The organism is Aliiglaciecola lipolytica, assembly GCF_018860635.1.
Taxonomy (GTDB): Bacteria; Pseudomonadota; Gammaproteobacteria; order Enterobacterales; family Alteromonadaceae; genus Aliiglaciecola; species Aliiglaciecola lipolytica_A.
Map to the genome: position 1 here is coordinate 34,709 of NZ_JAHKPT010000011.1, position 16,609 is coordinate 51,317.

A 16,609-nucleotide genomic window follows, 5' to 3' on the forward strand; every position below is an offset into this window, starting at 1 on the left:
TCAAATCTCCATCACAAGCTATCAGAAATACAACATTTGTACATAAAAAAACAGCAAATCAACTTTAAATACTTATTAGTGCAATGTTATTCGGGCTAATTGGAGCAACACTGTCGACGCGGACAGCACACTACTTTTCAATGAAAAGGCGACTCCCTTTATTCCGTTTTTTTAAAGGGAAATTTTAAGCAATTGTTTTAACGTTTTAAATTAATAGGGGGCTAAAATTGATGTTTAATATTTTTATTACCCATAGCTATTATAGTGGGCGGAGTGATTTTTGTGGCGAAATCCAAGGGAAATGATTTTCCGTTATTGTTAGTGAAGGCTTTTATTAACTATTAACTTTTTTGCTCCATTGAGCCTATCCACTTTTCAATTATATTCTGGATTACTGGGTAGCTTCCTTGAGAGACACTTTTTAAGCGAGCAAGTTCTTTCTGACACAAAGCTTGATAATTAGTTTTTGTAATCTGATTCTTTCCATTGTGTTTTTCTACTTTAATACACTGCTTGTATGTCTCAAATGCACTTTCTATTAGATCTGGAGAACCGTTAAGGTTTTGTGCGGCAGAGGAAAAGCAAATTAAAAAGGTGGTGCTTAAAATAGATATTCTGAACATCGACAAGTCCTTTTGTGAAAATTATTGACCATTCTTGATAGTTTGTTTATCGTATGTTTAAAAGTTGTTACTGTCAATGGAGTGATAGATGTTGTTCCGCACTGGATTATTTTTACTATTAACTGCCCTTTCTGGTTTTGCTTCAGCTGGCTATTTTTCTAGCTTACCACCTTCACCAAATGGAACAGGCAATTACACGTTGTCATGGACATCGGAGTCTAGTGATTCTGGCGCTTATTTCCTATATGAAACCGTCGGTGGTTCTACCACTCAAGTGCATAGCGGTTACGGAACTTCAAAGTCCTTTTCTGGCCAAGCTAATGGCAATTACAGTTATGAGCTTAGAGGTCTCCAAGAGACCTGGGTTGGCGGAGAGCCAATGGTGCGCAATGTATCGATGGATACTTTTAGTTTAACTGTAAATATTCTATCAATACCTCCTAAAATGGGCACTCCTAGTGCGCCTTCTACTGATAATGATTACTCTATCGCTATATCTTGGCCAGCAAGCTCTGGTCAATCAATCACACAGTACCAATTGCAGGTTAAAAAAGATTCCGGTAGCTATTCAACAAAATATACCGGCTCAGCCAGAAATTATACTTATACCGCCACTTCCGATGGTACCTACTATTTTCGAGTTAGAGCATATAATGAAACGGGTTGGGGGGCCTATAGCAGCACGGATTCGACTATTTCATCTAAAACTCCAGGGGTGCCTAGTTCTATTGGCGGAGTACCAAGTACATCGAGTTCTGGTAGTTTTACAGTTTCGTGGGGGGTCTCATCGGGCACGATTGATACATACCGACTATACCAACAAACAAACGGAGGGAGCTGGTCACAAATTTATTCTGGTACTAGTCGCTCAAAGGCAGTAAGTTTAGGCGACGGGACATATAAGTATCGCGTCAAAGCGTGCAATACGACCAGTACCTATGAAGCGTGCAGCGGTTATCGCACCTCCAGTGAATCAAAAGTCGCTAAAACACCAGGAGTGCCTAGTTCAATCAGTGGTGTGCCTAGTACCAGCAACTCTGGCTCGTTCACTGTTTCCTGGGGGACTGCATCAGGCTCCGTTGACCGTTACAGACTGTATCAACAAACCAACAATGGCAGTTGGACTCAAATATACTCTGGTACCAGTCGCTCAAAAGCGGTTAGTTTAGGCGATGGTACATATAAATTTAGAGTTAGAGCCTGTAATAGTACCAGTACCTATGAAGCATGCAGTGGGTACAGAACGTCGAATGAATCCTTGGTCGCAAAAACGCCAGGTGTTCCTAGTTCTATATCTGGGGTACCTGGAACAACAAGTTCTGGTTCATTTACAATTTCATGGGGCACATCTTCAGGTACAGTTGATACCTACAAATTATATCAAAAAATAAATGGCGGTGGCTGGTCTCAGATTTATAGTGGGACCACACGCAGTAAGGCCGTTAGTATCGGCGATGGTACGTATCAATTTACCGTAAAAGCCTGTAACAGCACCGGCAGCTACGAAACATGTAGCGGTCTGCGCACATCAAACGAATCTTTAGTGGCAAAAACACCTGGTGTACCCAGTTCAATATCTGGTGTGCCAGGCTCATCCGGCAGCGGCTCATTTACTATCACGTGGGGGGCATCTTCTGGAACGGTTGATACCTATAAGCTCTACCAAAAGTTAAATGGTGGCGGCTGGTCACAGATATATAGCGGAACAACCCGCAGCAAAGCTGTCAGCTTAACAGACGGCACCTATGAATTTACCGTAAAAGCCTGTAATAGCACCGGCTCTTATGAAACATGCAGCGGACTACGCACCTCAAGTGAATCAAACGTTGCTATCACACCAGGTGTACCGAGTTCAATATCGGGCGTGCCAAGCATGGCAGCCAGTGGACAATTCACGGTTTCTTGGGGAACAGCGACAGGGAATGTGGATCACTATCGTTTAGAGCAGCGAGTCAATAATGGCAGTTATTCACAAATCTATTCCGGAACATCGCGCTCTAAGTCGATTAGCTTAACCAGCGACGGCATTTATCAATATCGCGTGCGGGCTTGTAATGTCACTGGCTCTTACAATGCATGCAGCGGTTTTAAAACCTCTAGCTCAGTGAATGCCGAACTTGACCCTATTCCAGCGCCACTGAATACCATTTCGGAACAATCTGTCTCATCTTTAAATGGCGATGCAATGCAAAGTGATTTAGTAGGTGAAATTAAAGGCAATTTCAAAGTTGATGGCGGCGCATTTAGTTATAGCGTGCCGATTGCCATTCCTCCTGGTCGTAAAGGCATGCAACCGTCGGTGTCATTAAACTATAGCAGCCAAAATGGTGCAGGTTTAGCGGGTTATGGCTGGAATTTGTCTGCTGGCGGTCAAATACATCGTTGTTCTAATATATACGACTTAGACGACAGTACATTGTCAGTTCTATACGATAGCGCTGATAAGTTGTGTTTTAACGGCTCTCGTTTAATTGCTACTAATGAAGCTGATTACGGCAATGTCAATACTGAGTATCGCACGGAAAGGGACCCTAGCTTTACCATTAAACAGCTAGGTGGAACACTTGCACAAACTAATGCTTATTTCATTGTTTATTACCCTGACGGAAAAACATCGACCTATGGAATGTCGGGTAATACGAAAGTAACCCGAAGTGGTCATTCAGTTCCAGAAAGGTGGCTACTCGAACTGGAATCGGATACTTACGAAAATGAAGTTAAATATTCTTATAGTAGTGAAACGGGAAATAAATACCTTGCCAATATTTATTACACTGGACATAACGGTACTTTGGGAACACGCAGAGCTAAATTTATCTACGATACAATTAATAGTGTTGAGAATTATTCGTTCGGTGGTAAGTCAGTTTCAAATAAGTTGTTGAGTAGAATTGAAATTTGGATAGACAATGAAATAAAATCTAACTGGCGAATCAATCACTCCCAGCCAAACAATGATAATGTTCATAACTATTATCGAGTGGATAGTCTTCAATATTGTGAAGATAACGCAGCCTCTAATTGTTTAACAACAAATTTTGATTGGTTGCAAATGGATTATAATTATACTGATTTAGCGCCCGATCCGAATTATGATGACGCCCGTCAAATCCTGCAAATTCAAGATCAGTTTAAGGTAGGTGAGCCTATTGAAAAAGCCAGCGACTTTGATGGCGACGGTGTGTTAGATGTTACATCCGGTGAGGGAATATATTTGTCTGGTGGTGGTTTTGTGCCAGGTTCCGATTTTCCTACTTGGCCAGATGAAGTGCCGACAGAGTCCTCAGGTAATGCCTCCTTTAAGCCACACTTACCGATTTTAGGTCACATGGACTATAATTTAGACGGTAAGACAGACATCGTATACAAAGACACAGATGATAAATTGCTCATTGCCACCATTGTAAATGGTAATAAGCAATTCTTATACAATACGCAAATCGACGCGACCTGTTATTTAAGTTATGCCAATCTTAACGCCATGACTTTTTGCCCCAGTTTTGTCATTGATTTTAATGGGGATGGCCGGCAAGATTTACTTGTAGCAACAAAAGCTCAAACATCAAATCAGTTTGATTCAATTATTACTTACAAAGCTTATCTTCGAAATGAAAGTGGTGCAGGTTTTAGCTTCGCTGGTGAATTTCCTTATAATTTAAATAGTGCGCAGTCGTCTTCGCTAGCTCCGATTGACGTTAATGGCGATGGGTTAATTGATATTGCGCATGCCAATGTGCGTGACACGGCCATTTGGTTGCAAACCTCGTTTAATGCAAATAACCAAACCGTCAGTTTTACGCCAAAATCCGTTAATTTGAACACAACTTACGATACAGCCAAGCGCAAAAATCCTGGGCGCTGGATAGATTTAAATGGAGATGGTTTACAAGATATTCTTACTTTGGGGTTAGCTAATGCTTCCGATGGCCTTTATTCTTTTTACGCTATTTTTAACAAAGGTAATGGGCAATTTACTGCACCGAATTATACTGGGAAAGAAGAACTCGCAACATTGACATATAACGATATTGTTAGTGATCAAGATGAAGGTCAAGTACGCAATAGCTTCATCAAAACTCTAGATTTTAATGGAGATGGTAGACAGGACTTATTAGTTCCAACGACTAAGGGACCTTATACCTATCAATGTTACGATCATGCAACAAACCAATATTGTGGAGCAGTAGATGGAGCAGAGTTCCCACGATTCCATTCATACGATGTATATCACTGGGAAGTGTGGCTAACGGATGAAAGTGGCAGTACATTCACGACTTATGAATTGGATGATGAAATAATTGGTGCCTTAGCAACAATGAGCATTGTCGATGTAAACGGTGATGGGCTAGACGATTTTGTAAGCGGCATCGGATTTGAGTCGGGTGCTCAAAAACGTCGCTGGTACTATGGTTCAAAAACCAGCGGTGCTGGAAATAATCCTCGGGGCTTCTTCATTTTTGAGCGTGACGTTACTGATGAGAATGTTATTCATCGTGTCAGCACAGGGATGGGGACTAAAGCTGAGATCGGGTATAGCCAATTGAAATATGTCTTAACCAGTGATAGCGGGTTAGCGGCTGGAGTAGGTTACCCTTATGTTAATTTCAGTAATACGATGCGCGTGGTTGAACGCTTCGAAACAGACAACGGCTTAGGCTCACTTAACCCTACCACTTATGAATATAGTACCCCTGCTGCTCATATCGCTGGGCGTGGGTTTCAAGGTTTCAAAAAGATTATTGAAACCAGTACCGATGTGAATACCGAACATACCATCGAAACGGAAATTGAGTTTTATCAGGCTTTTCCTTGGTCTGGCATGGTGAAGTCAAAAACACAACGGAATGCATATAATCAACAATTGATGTCAACCTATGATGTTAATTCTTATTTTCCCAACATCAACGAATATGTGTCGGGTGAAAGCTTCTGTTTTTACCCTTCAGAAACGGAGAGTCATAGTTACAAAGAAGGAGATGTAAAAACCGTTGTAACTGCGACGCAAAATGACTTGTGTCAGACAACGTTAAATACAAAGACTGTGGACGATGATTCAACTGTGCTGTCTACAACAAACGCTGTTGTCTACGTGGACTTGGGTAATAGCTATATTAGCGTGCCTGATACATCTACTAATACTAAGCAAGTTACTTATAGCCTGTCAGGGTTACCAACTGGTGCGCGTCAAAGTAAAAGTACGACAACCAAGAATCGCTATAATGCTGATTATGTGGTTTATGACGTTGAAGTGAAAAACAGTAGTGGGCAAATCGAGCGTAAAACCACGCTGTCGAATTTTGATATCTACGGTAATCCGCTCAAAGTCAGCATAAGTAACCGCTGGACTACGTCAACCATGACCGACGATGGTTATTTTGTGCAAGCCACTCAGAATCGTCAATGGGGAACGAATGTTGATGTTAGCTTCGCCACATATGATCGATTAACTGGTGCGATGCTAACTCAAGAAGATGCTCAAGGTGTAATCACCACGAATACCATTAATTTCTTGGGTACGGTGTCTAAAACCCAAATAACTAAAAATGGTCAAAATATAGCACCAGCGGTTTATACCCAGTTAACGTGGGAGTCAGGAGACTATGCGGTAAGAGTGAAAACGGTGCAAGACGGCGCACCTATCACAATGGAATACAAAGATTCGTTGGGTAGAACCATCAAACAGATGAGTACCGCTTTCAATGGCACTTGGGTAACCAGTGAAACCTTTTATGATGCACGGGGCAATGTGGAAAAACAAAGCACCCCAACTACTTACTTTTCCCAACAAGACAGCGTGAAATATGAAAATTATGATATTTGGGGGCGTCCTGAATATAAGGTGCAATCTGATGGCTTGGTGGGTTACACATCTTGGTATACCTATAATGGTCAAACCACCACTATTGATGTGGGAAGTACGTCACTCGCCTTAGGAGAGAGTGTTAGCGACATAGGGAATAGCAGCTCAACGGTAGGTACCATGTCACGCACTTACAATAGTCTTGGGCAACTGCTAAAAACCGTTGATGTGAAAGGCAGCGCAACCTATTATGCTTATGACAGTGCGGGCAACCCAGATTATATCAAAGATGCCAAAGGCAGTATTATCACCGCCCAATATAATGATATTGGGGAAAAACTCAGTTTTGACGATCCGAATATGGGAATCTGGAACTTTACCTATAACGAATTTGGCGAGCTAGCAACACAGACAGATGCAAACGGCAATGTATCAACGCCGAGTTATGATTTTATGGGTCGAGTAATAAGTGTCAATGGTCGTACATGGCATTACGACACCAACAGTGGTAGAGGGTTACTCGATTCTACTAACTCTGGCGATGGTGAGGTGAAAACCTTTAGCTACGACAGTCTAAGCAGAATAAAAACTGTGGCCACGCAAATCGACGGACTGACGTTTAATCAGGAATTTGCTTATCACAGTATCTTAGGCACCATGAAAGGGGAAAAAACACCCAGTGGCGAAGTGCTAGGCTATATCTACAATGATTATGGTTACCTCACCAGTGAATTCCGCCATTTAGAAACAGGTGATGAAATACTGCGCCAGATTGACTCTATGGATGCCTTAGGTAATGTTAAAGTTCAGAAGTTTGGTACCAACATTTATCAAAAATTCACCCGAACCGCCACAGGCGCGGTGCAATCTGTCTGTGCAGGTACTAACTCTAGTTGTAACAACGCCTATCAAAATATTGATTATGACTTTGATGGCATGGGGAACTTAACTAAACAGCATAATCTCATCACTGGCTTTCAAGAAGAATATGTTTATGACGAACTAATGCGTGTGCAAGCTGCTCAGGTGAAAATGGGCTCAATGGTCGTCGCCAATTACGATTATGATTACGATGTTGTGGGCAATATCTTAAATAAAAGCGATTATGCTAGCAGTTTTGTTTACAATACAAGTCGTGGTCAGGGTGGAAATGCAGGGCCTAATGCGGTAAGGCGTATTACCAGAGGTGGCAGCAATTACTACTTCACCTACGATGATAATGGCAATATGCTTACCGGAAATGGGTTAACACAGACTATTTACAACAAAGACAATAAACCGACAAAAATAGTCAAAAACGGCACCACCACCTATTTCAAATACGGTGCCGATGGCATGCGTTACAAACAAACCAAAACCACCGGTGGTCAAACTTATGTAACTTACTACGTCGGCAAAGGGTTTGAGCGAGAAGTCCAGCCTGGCAACAAAGTGTTAGAGAAAACCTTTGTGGGTAATCACACTACGTTATATAAAACAGTTTCTGGTGCACCTGATTATCCAGCAGGTGTGGTACACAGCTTAGTTGACAGATTGGGCAGCCCCAGCACCTTGTTAAAAGGCAGAACCAGTTCACCGGTCGTTCTGCGCTATCGCGCCCATGGAATATTTGGAAAACCAATAGATGCGGGAACCGGCTCTATTTTGGATTCTTTAAGCTCATGGGACGGCCAATATCGCGGATATACCGGACACGAACAGTTAGTCGAACAGCAGCTTATTCATATGAACGGGCGCATCTATGACTATAACCTTGGTCGCTTTATGTCGGTAGACCCCTTCATCCAGATGCCAGAAAGTAGCCAGAGTATCAACCCGTATTCGTATATTATGAATAATCCGATGGCGGGGACGGATCCGACGGGGTATTTGGCCGCGATGTCAGATGCCGAGCAACCACAAATGGCAACGGATACTCAGAAAGCAGAAGAAGCAAATGTAACTGAAGAGCGAGAGGTAAATCACTTTGGTGGGCGAGTAAAATCGAAAGTATCAGTAGTAATTGGCAAAGCTACAATCACGAATGGCGCGGTTACCAGTGTTCAGGATTTAAAGGGTAATACTGTTGCGACAACTAAGGATACTTCTGGCATTGGTAAGCCTAGTGGAAATAACAATGGTACCAGTGGAGCTAGAATTGGTGGTGAAAGCTCAGCAGGAAGTGTGGGCACTCTCGACACCCCAAACTTAATGTACGCAGAATTAGCCGAAGGTGTGGCTTGGGGTGGCCTTTCTGCCGAGCAACAAGAGTACGTAATCAATCAAGATAAAATGATTAGCAAGGCGACCGCTGATATTCTGGCAATCCCTCCCGGGTCAGTATTAGAGACCGACAATACAAGAGGGTTTCGTGATACCTACAGCAATATAAAGTATATATTTCACTCAGAAAGGCTGAGTGGCAACACAGGAAGTGCTCACGCCTTAGTACCTCACCAAGCATTCGGTAAGAATGGCAAGATAACTAAAGTTATGTTTAGCTCCGAGATTCATTACTCCTCATCAAAAATGTCAAACTTTAGAAATGGACAAGCGGTAACGAGAAGTGAGGGGAAGCTAGGTTACCATGCAAACCTTAGGTCTGGCATGAATGGCCTTTATGACTTGACACTTCATGAGATGGGGCACACCTTTAATCAGAGTAATCCGATAGGGCTGACCGGGGCGCAATTTCAAAAACAGGAAGAGTTCAGGGCTGATTCATTCCTAAAAGAGATTAGAGGTTTTTAATAATGCAGTTAAGTAGATTCTTTTTTATGTTGATAGTGAGTATTTGTGCAGCTTTCACGGCAAGCTGTGCAACCAATAAACAACCAAAAGAGACTTTGAGTACTATGGATTCAGCTAAAGTTAATTTTCATTACGTAAAGGTGAATACAGACAACCTTAAGGTAGGGCACTCTAGCAAGAGTCACTATACGCTATCTGTGTTTATGGATGTTAAAAACGGAAAAATTCACTTTGATAGCGAAAGCGTTAACTCGGTTGGAGTTGGATGGAGCGGAAGCTATGAGTTATACCAAGAACTGGCATGTCAGGAGTATTCCCACGCTTACTTATGCATCCCTTCTATTGGGTTGGCAATACCAATCAGTACATTTCAGACAGAAAATACATGGACGCATAATTCGCTGAGCTATACCAATAAAGGTATGCAACGTATCGCTGAACTAGACAGCTATGGGGAAGTTTTTGTGATTAACGCCACCCAAAGTGGTGGCAACAAATCAATTTACACTTATTACTTATCATTAAAAAAGGGCCTAGTCGCATTCTCAAAGGGAGATTCTCATGACCTTTGGGTGCTAAGTGAAAAGAATTCATTTGGCGTTGGGGCGTTATCGCTAGGAAAATCCCTTAATACAAATTCTTTATCAATATCAGACATTAAAAACTACTCAGTAGTTAAAATGATAAATTAACCACACCGTGATGGTGCAGAATAGAATAAAGGGGTCGGAACGAATTAATCGACGAATTAGTCGTGATAGATCACAAAATTTGCCATGAAGCCTCGCATTAAAGGGGGCTTTGCTTTCAAGACTTATACAGCAAGATAAATCCAGCATCGAACTCCCCATCCCGCCATTGGCCTAATGTTCTTCGACCATCTGGGGTTATTCGCTCAAGATATTCAGGATAGTCGGGGTTTATGCCATAGAGCGTTTGCCCCTCGGCCAGCAACTGCTTGCTTAACTTGCCAGACTGACTATCTCGCGCTACCTCTTCGGAAAGCGCCATCACATCTAACACTTTATGTATCATGGCTCTCCTCGTGCTTTAGCTTCCTTACCTCTTCAATATCAACCAGTTTGCACTCAAAAGTATGGGCTTTGGGAAAAGCAAAAAGTACGTCACTAGCCATTGCTGTTGCTTCAATTTTTATCGCAGATTTACAATATGGCATGGGAATCACCTAAAGTCGTAATACAAAAAGTATAGCGCAGCATCACCAAATCGTCATGGCTGTAGAGAAAATATAAAAATGAGGTAGTACGCCCAATTATTACAACAGTGGTTCGTTTGTTTGCATTGGGTGGTTCACCTTATCGAGTACCGCGCTCCTAGTTGGTAGTTGATGTGGTTCATTTTGAAGATAATATGCAATTGCATATTCTCAATAAATGCACCACTTGTTCTTTTTCTGTGAACCAGTGTTCTCGCTAAGGTGGAACACTATGCGCAAATGGATGAACCATTTATAGATTGCCATCTTCGGAGAATTTCATTTTTTGTATCTATATTGAGACTAAGAATATCTGTTGGATGGAAGGTCACTAATGTGCAAATTGAATACTGTGGGGAGATGGTTTGATGTACTTGTTTACACAACCAATCAGCCGCATTTTGATAGGCCACTATAAAATGGTTTAGGTCTTCATTGCTAAAAATGTCAGAGAAATACATTGGACTTGGTTTTTCCAAATAGGCTCTTTTCTCAGGTGTGTAGGCAAAGTTTTTTGGATAGTGTTTTCGACTGACATGAGTTGCATTTATTGCTGATTCAATCACTTTGAGAAATGCCCAATGATCCAATAATGGGTATTGAAATGCTAAAAATACCAGTGTGAATTTGAATATGTGATGTAAGTCATGCAGCGGAGGATGGAGGTTACTTTTTGATGACTCGAACATATATAAAAGTAGGTGTGCAGTCATATGGTCTATATCACTGCATTTTTTGAGATCGCTACAGTAGTTTTTTACGCACGTTTTGACGCTAGTCTTATTGTTACCATTGTATTTTTGATGTTGCTTAAAAAAGAAATGAGTTCGTTTTTATCCTTAGTTGGATTTGCCAGTAAGCACCATAAAGGATGGTTGAGTGTTTGAATTGCTAGGCTCGACACCTCTCCGATAGTAATACATGGACAGGCATATTTTAAGGTAGTGAAAATTGAGGTCTATAATTTTTACTCTAGGCTGATAAAAAATATTAATGCGTTCTTAATCTAGATAAATACCCATGCATTCATGAGTTTCTAGCGGAGTAGCCACATTGCTCACGTAATTAAGCTGAATGGCAATTTAGCGCTTGTTAAGGTAAAATTAACGGAAATATAGGAGGCTTTATGGCTACCACAGTTTCTAAAACTAGCAATGACCGCAAGACCAAGTTTACGCCTAATATGGATAACTTTAAGGTCAGTTTAAGCTATGAAGGTTTGTCACTGAAAAAGAGCAGTGAAGGCAAAAGCATTTCAGAGTTAAAACGCAAATATGCGAGATAAATACGGGGTAGCCTATGATAAATATTGCTACCCCGGCTCTGACGTTTTAATTAACCTTCTTGATATTAGGGATTCAGAAAAGCTTGAAGAAGCTGAAGCTGAATTTACCGCTGAACGGTATCGAACCTACGAACCCACCAAACAATCACTTGCTGATTTTTCATTCGAACATTTAGAGTACCTTCATCACCACATGTTCCAAGATTTATATGCGTGGGCGGGTAAGCCAAGAGATGTTGATATTTCCAAAGGTGGCACGCGTTTTTGTACTTGGACACGCATTGAGCCTGAAGCTATTAAATTATTTAAAACGATTCCTGCGTTAGCTGATTATCAGGACAATGAAGACCTCGTTGAAAAGGTCGCAGATTTGTTTTGTGAGTTAAATTTACTTCACCCATTTCGTGAAGGGAATGGCAGAGTTCTGCGCTTCTTTTTCGAGGAGCTGTTGTTTACTCTCGGCTTCCATGTAACGTGGCCAAAGATTTCTCAGAAAGATTGGATTGACGCTAACATTGCTGGTGTGCATCTGAACCTAGAACTGCTCAAGGTGATATTCACTCAAGCCATTTCAGAGCTGGAATGAAGAGTTTAAAAAACTGGCAATCATGTTGTGAAGAAATACATAAATACATGGGCAGGCATCTTTTCAGTAGTTGCGATTGGGTAAAAAATCATGATTAAAGGTCAACAAAATATTTTAATGTGCTCGTAGTTTAACTAAATACCTATACAATCATCAGTTTCTGGGAAGTGAGAGTTATTGAGGTGAGTTTAGTACAGGGGGAGGTATATCTCATTGTGCAATGAAACAATTGAAATTAAAAAGTGACTTTAGGGGAAACGTTAGCCTAATGAATTCTTTTGCCTACGCAATCGCTGGTATCGTTTTAAGATGTCTATTTGTTCACCAATTACGCTAAAAATAGTTACAATCTTGACCAATAGTTCTAAACTAATTTTGAATCATGTTTTTTGCTGTCGTTCGATAATGTTCTCAATAATGAACGGTATATTCCTAGTGTTGCACGCTCCCGCAACCACATTCAAGGCCTCGATTATTCGAGGCCTTTTTTGTTTGTGTTATTTGAATATCAAAATATATGCCTGCCACTAATTCGTTTTAAACAAATAACTTCAAACCAACACCACTGGTACTTCAATTTAGGCGTTGTGATTTAATCCATTTTCCTAACTTGCAGCAATGTTGTGCCCATTAACTTACGACTTTATAAAACACTGCGCTAGAAATAAAACCTTTGGAAATAAATTTTCACATTGATTAGACGTTGTCGTTGGCAATCAATACAATGGATTGGAGTTCAGCGCACTTTAGTGCCTGTGTATTCGGATAATCGAATCAACAATATTGCTATGGCAGTTCCCGTTGGGGGTAATAACCGCTTGCGCAAGGAAGCATGTTTACTCAAGTAAATTGTCTAATTTCAAAGGGGTTTATAGTGTCTACTCAATACGATATTGTTATTTTTGGTGCGACAAGTTTTGTTGGCCAAATTCTCTGCCAATATATGGTCGCTCAATACCCAGAAGGCGAAATCGCCTGGGCTGCTGCAGGGCGTTCTCAATCAAAGCTTAATTCAGTTGTTAAATCTCTTAAGCAAAATATTCCGACGATTATTGCCGACTCTGACGATGAAATGTTACTGCGATATATGGCGGAACAAAGCAAAGTCATTATTTCTACTGTTGGACCTTACGCACTGTATGGCTCAAGCTTGGTAAAAGTGTGCGCAGAATCTGGCACCGACTACGTAGATTTAACAGGTGAGCCACAATGGATCCGCAAAATGATTAATCTACACGAAGCTACTGCCAAAGCCAGTGGTGCACGGATTGTTCATTGCTGCGGTTTTGACTCTATTCCTTTAGATCTGGGTAACTTTTACCTTCAACAGCAAGCTCAAAAAGTTTATTGCGCACCTTGTACCACCGTAAAAATGGCGGTATATCAAATGAAGGGGGCAGGCTCCGGTGGCACTTTTGCAAGTGGTATCAATATGTTTAAAGAAGCATCAACGGACGCTGAGTTAAGCAAAGGATTGAAAGATCCGTATTTTTTATGTTCAAAAGAGCATGGCTTCAGTGCTGTACAGCGTGACGTGCAAACGGCGGTATACGATGAAGATTTTGATGCTTGGGTTGCCCCGTTTGTAATGGCTGTGATTAATACCAAAATTGTTCACCGCTCAAATGAACTCAACGGCAAAGCTTTTGGGGAGAAGTTTAAATATGACGAAGTCATACGCATAGGTAAGGGCTTTGGGTCGCACATAACAGCATCGGCAATTGGCCTAGGCATGCGCATTTTTCCTTTAGCCATTACTTTGCCACCTAGCGGGTACCTAATTGAAAAAATATTGCCAAAACCAGGTGAAGGTCCAAGTGTGAAACAGCAAAACAGCGGCTTTTTCGATCTGCGCTTTATAGGAAAAACTGATGCTGGCCAGAGGCTAACAGTGAAAGTGACGGGTGATAAAGATCCCGGTTATGGATCAACGGCCAAGATGTTGGTGCAAGCCGGTTTATGCTTGGCTCAAGACATCAGCAAAGCAGAAAAGGCGGGTGGATTTTGGACCACTGCAACGGTTATGGGAGAACCCTTGATAAAGCGATTAACTGAGCGGGCAGGTTTAACTTTCACACTTTTGGATTAGCCGAGTTGTTTAATTGCATGTCGTATTTGATAAAGCGTTAAGTTTTATGAGGGCGAGAATAGCATCAACCTCCTCGATTGGTTGGGAAGTTTGCTTGAAAGCTGGAAAGAATGACAACGGTGTTTGGCAAACTTCACTGAGTGAAAGTAATCGTCTTACAGATGTGCCTGAAGCGGTTACTTGAGTGTTGATGTTGTTGGGGGAGCGGGGTAGCAGAGTCGCTTTGGACAAAATCAAAGGATGAAAAGTGTTTTTTACTATTAATTTGTGAACAGTTCGTTTAACAAGTAGGGGAAAAGCAGACAAAAATCATTTCTCACAAAATTTAGAATAGCGTTCTCGCCTCAACATTCAAGGACTCAATTATTTGAGATCTTTTTTAGTGAAATTACGCATACATATCAGGTACTTGATAAAATAAAAAACTGATACAGTTTGGAAGATTAAATTTTATGTAAATTTAACGCGTCTTTTTCATCCGCATCGTTACAATGCAATCATTATTTAAAATTGGCACGTAGCGAATGTTCGAAAAATTAATTAAAAATAAAATGTTTGCCTATGCTTTTTCTCTAGGCATAGTGTGTATTTTTTCCATCCTCGCTTTATTATTGCCTGCTGCCATTTTACCGAAAAGTGGTGTATTACTTCTTTTGCAATTGGCGGTGGTTTTAGTTTCGGTTACATCTAGTCGAAGCGCTACCGCTATCGCGGGCATATTATGTGCGCTGATTTATAACTACTTTTTTACCTCTCCTTTGTATTCACTGCATATGTTTGAATTGGAGGATATTATGAACTCCATCATCTTCATTTCTGTCGCCGTATTGACTAGTGAATTTTCGATTCGTTATCGTAAAAAAAGTGAAGCTCTTAAGCAGGCCGAAATCCGCTCCAATATTTTGTTGTCAGTGTCGCACGACTTAAGGACGCCACTTGCCAGTATTATTGGCTCACTCAGTACCTTTCAAGAATATCAACACAAGATTAGTCAACAAGAGCAAAACACCCTTATCAACAGTGCCATTGATGAGAGTCATCGTTTACACAATTACGTTGAAAACTTATTGCAGTTAACACGTTTAAAAAACAACGCCTTTAATTGGGTATTCGTTCGCCAGTCAATTTGGCCTGTGATTAAACGCCTTGAACAGCGGTTCTCCGATAAGCGTTTGTTGATCAGCAAAAAAAACGAATTGAAAATGGTGGACATTCAGGATGCCCTTATCGAACAAGCCGTTTATAACGTCGTAGATAACGCTCTAAAATACTCACCCAAAGCGCAAAATGTTGAAATCGAAGTAAATAGTGTCCAACAATTTACTCGTATTCTAGTAAAGGATAAAGGCCAAGGGATAGAGCCTGAACAGCGTTTTAAGATATTTGATGCATTTTACTCAAGTCGCATTGGTGATGCAGGTAAAGGAGGCAGTGGTATTGGCTTGAGTGTGTCTAAAGGCATAATGGAAGCACATGGTGGTCATATTGCTGTTGTCGACTGTGAACAGGGTTGTACCATCGAATTACTGTTGCCAAATGGAGACGATAATGCTTAAGCCTAAGATTTTATTAATAGATGATGAGGATAAAATCCATGATTTCATCTCGATTTCATTGGCTGCTGAGAATCTTGAATATATTGGTTCATATACCGCAACCTCGGGCTTGAGTCTATTTAATCAAGAAAAACCTAGTCTTATTATTTTAGATTTAGGTTTACCAGATCTGGATGGGCGAGCCGTTTTGAAAAAAGTCCGAGAAACCAGTGATATCCCTGTATTGGTGTTAACAGCCAGAGATCAGGAAGCCGAAAAAGTAAGGTTATTAGACGCAGGTGCCAATGATTATTTAAGTAAACCTTTCGGCATTAGAGAGTTAATTTCACGCATTAAAGTATTGTTACGTGATATTAAGTATGAAGCCATGCCATCAGAACTGCGATTCGATAAATTGATCATAAAAACTGGGGAGCCTCTTGTTCTTAAAGGCCAGAAAGCGGTACAACTTACCAAAAAAGAGCACCAATTGTTAGTTAAGTTGGCCATCCATCCCAATGTACTCGTCAATCAAAAGAAATTATTAGTCGACATTTGGGGAGCGTCACATGCAGACGATGTCCATTACTTAAGAGTGCTCATCACCCAGTTACGAAAAAAACTGGGCGATGATGCTGAAGATCCCTACTTTATAAAAACCGAGCCTGGACTAGGTTACCGCTTTATTGGTGATTAAATTCTTTTGGCAGGTCAATAGGTTTAATTCTTGTACTTTGCTAGATTT

Annotated in this window: 12 protein-coding genes; 8 read left to right on the forward strand and 4 right to left on the reverse strand. The window is 41.0% G+C overall.

The window, feature by feature from the left end; translation table 11 throughout:
* Positions 1-341: 341 nt before the first annotated feature.
* The gene (locus KO530_RS05325; RefSeq protein WP_216047375.1) at positions 342-623 is read right to left on the reverse strand and encodes a hypothetical protein; all 282 of its coding nucleotides are present in this window, start codon (positions 621-623) and stop codon (positions 342-344) included.
* Between the two features lie 88 nt (positions 624-711).
* On the opposite strand from KO530_RS05325, the gene KO530_RS05330 reads away from it, so the two are divergent.
* Together KO530_RS05330 and KO530_RS05335 are read left to right on the forward strand one after the other, a co-directional pair.
* The gene (locus KO530_RS05330; protein WP_216047376.1) at positions 712-9,153 is read left to right on the forward strand and encodes a SpvB/TcaC N-terminal domain-containing protein; all 8,442 of its coding nucleotides are present in this window, start codon (positions 712-714) and stop codon (positions 9,151-9,153) included.
* A 2-nt stretch (positions 9,154-9,155) separates the two neighbouring features.
* Positions 9,156-9,845 carry a hypothetical protein gene (locus tag KO530_RS05335; RefSeq protein ID WP_216047377.1) on the forward strand — a complete coding sequence of 230 codons (690 nt, stop codon included), beginning with the start codon at positions 9,156-9,158 and terminating at the stop codon, positions 9,843-9,845.
* A gap of 115 nt (positions 9,846-9,960) precedes the next feature.
* Here the strand turns inward: KO530_RS05335 and KO530_RS05340 are convergent, their stop codons facing one another.
* From KO530_RS05340 to KO530_RS05350, 3 genes are all read right to left on the reverse strand, one after another.
* Entirely contained in the window at positions 9,961-10,188 is a 228-nt protein-coding gene (locus tag KO530_RS05340; protein ID WP_216047378.1) for a hypothetical protein, read from the reverse strand.
* Positions 10,178-10,330 (reverse strand): hypothetical protein, encoded by a 153-nt coding sequence (locus KO530_RS05345; protein ID WP_216047379.1) that lies wholly within the window; start codon positions 10,328-10,330, stop codon positions 10,178-10,180. The genes KO530_RS05340 and KO530_RS05345 overlap by 11 nt, the downstream gene beginning before the upstream one ends.
* A gap of 269 nt (positions 10,331-10,599) precedes the next feature.
* Positions 10,600-11,082, reverse strand: coding sequence for a hypothetical protein (locus KO530_RS05350; protein WP_216047380.1), 483 nt, complete (start codon positions 11,080-11,082; stop codon positions 10,600-10,602).
* On the opposite strand from KO530_RS05350, the gene KO530_RS05355 reads away from it, so the two are divergent.
* The 6 genes from KO530_RS05355 to KO530_RS05380 all read left to right on the forward strand — a co-directional run bounded on the left by KO530_RS05355 (position 11,083) and on the right by KO530_RS05380 (position 16,561).
* Positions 11,083-11,256, forward strand: a complete 174-nt coding sequence (locus KO530_RS05355; RefSeq protein WP_216047381.1) for a hypothetical protein — start codon at positions 11,083-11,085, stop codon at positions 11,254-11,256. It begins immediately after the preceding gene.
* Positions 11,257-11,495: 239 nt separating this feature from the next.
* Positions 11,496-11,654: a hypothetical protein gene (locus KO530_RS05360; protein ID WP_216047382.1), complete on the forward strand. Its 159-nt coding sequence runs from the start codon at positions 11,496-11,498 to the stop codon at positions 11,652-11,654.
* Complete coding sequence (locus tag KO530_RS05365) at positions 11,644-12,240, forward strand: Fic/DOC family protein (protein WP_216047383.1); 597 nt, start codon at positions 11,644-11,646, stop codon at positions 12,238-12,240. Before KO530_RS05360 ends, KO530_RS05365 begins: the two co-directional genes overlap by 11 nt.
* A gap of 874 nt (positions 12,241-13,114) precedes the next feature.
* Complete coding sequence (locus KO530_RS05370) at positions 13,115-14,329, forward strand: saccharopine dehydrogenase family protein (RefSeq protein ID WP_342807742.1); 1,215 nt, start codon at positions 13,115-13,117, stop codon at positions 14,327-14,329.
* Between the two features lie 524 nt (positions 14,330-14,853).
* Complete coding sequence (locus tag KO530_RS05375) at positions 14,854-15,885, forward strand: sensor histidine kinase (RefSeq protein ID WP_216047385.1); 1,032 nt, start codon at positions 14,854-14,856, stop codon at positions 15,883-15,885.
* Positions 15,878-16,561 carry a response regulator gene (locus KO530_RS05380; protein ID WP_216047386.1) on the forward strand — a complete coding sequence of 228 codons (684 nt, stop codon included), beginning with the start codon at positions 15,878-15,880 and terminating at the stop codon, positions 16,559-16,561. Before KO530_RS05375 ends, KO530_RS05380 begins: the two co-directional genes overlap by 8 nt.
* Positions 16,562-16,609: the final 48 nt, after the last annotated feature.

What these genes read in the sequence shown, in the direction of transcription:
- KO530_RS05360 (WP_216047382.1), top strand. Translation starts at nt 11,496, where the DNA reads ATGGCTACCACAGTTTCTAAAACTAGCAATGACCGCAAGACCAAGTTT.
- KO530_RS05345 (WP_216047379.1), bottom strand. Translation starts at nt 10,330, where the DNA reads ATGCCATATTGTAAATCTGCGATAAAAATTGAAGCAACAGCAATGGCT.
- KO530_RS05380 (WP_216047386.1), top strand. Translation starts at nt 15,878, where the DNA reads ATGCTTAAGCCTAAGATTTTATTAATAGATGATGAGGATAAAATCCAT.
- KO530_RS05375 (WP_216047385.1), top strand. Translation starts at nt 14,854, where the DNA reads ATGTTCGAAAAATTAATTAAAAATAAAATGTTTGCCTATGCTTTTTCT.
- KO530_RS05355 (WP_216047381.1), top strand. Translation starts at nt 11,083, where the DNA reads ATGGTCTATATCACTGCATTTTTTGAGATCGCTACAGTAGTTTTTTAC.
- KO530_RS05330 (WP_216047376.1), top strand. Translation starts at nt 712, where the DNA reads ATGTTGTTCCGCACTGGATTATTTTTACTATTAACTGCCCTTTCTGGT.
- KO530_RS05325 (WP_216047375.1), bottom strand. Translation starts at nt 623, where the DNA reads ATGTTCAGAATATCTATTTTAAGCACCACCTTTTTAATTTGCTTTTCC.
- KO530_RS05340 (WP_216047378.1), bottom strand. Translation starts at nt 10,188, where the DNA reads ATGATACATAAAGTGTTAGATGTGATGGCGCTTTCCGAAGAGGTAGCG.
- KO530_RS05335 (WP_216047377.1), top strand. Translation starts at nt 9,156, where the DNA reads ATGCAGTTAAGTAGATTCTTTTTTATGTTGATAGTGAGTATTTGTGCA.
- KO530_RS05365 (WP_216047383.1), top strand. Translation starts at nt 11,644, where the DNA reads ATGCGAGATAAATACGGGGTAGCCTATGATAAATATTGCTACCCCGGC.
- KO530_RS05350 (WP_216047380.1), bottom strand. Translation starts at nt 11,082, where the DNA reads ATGACTGCACACCTACTTTTATATATGTTCGAGTCATCAAAAAGTAAC.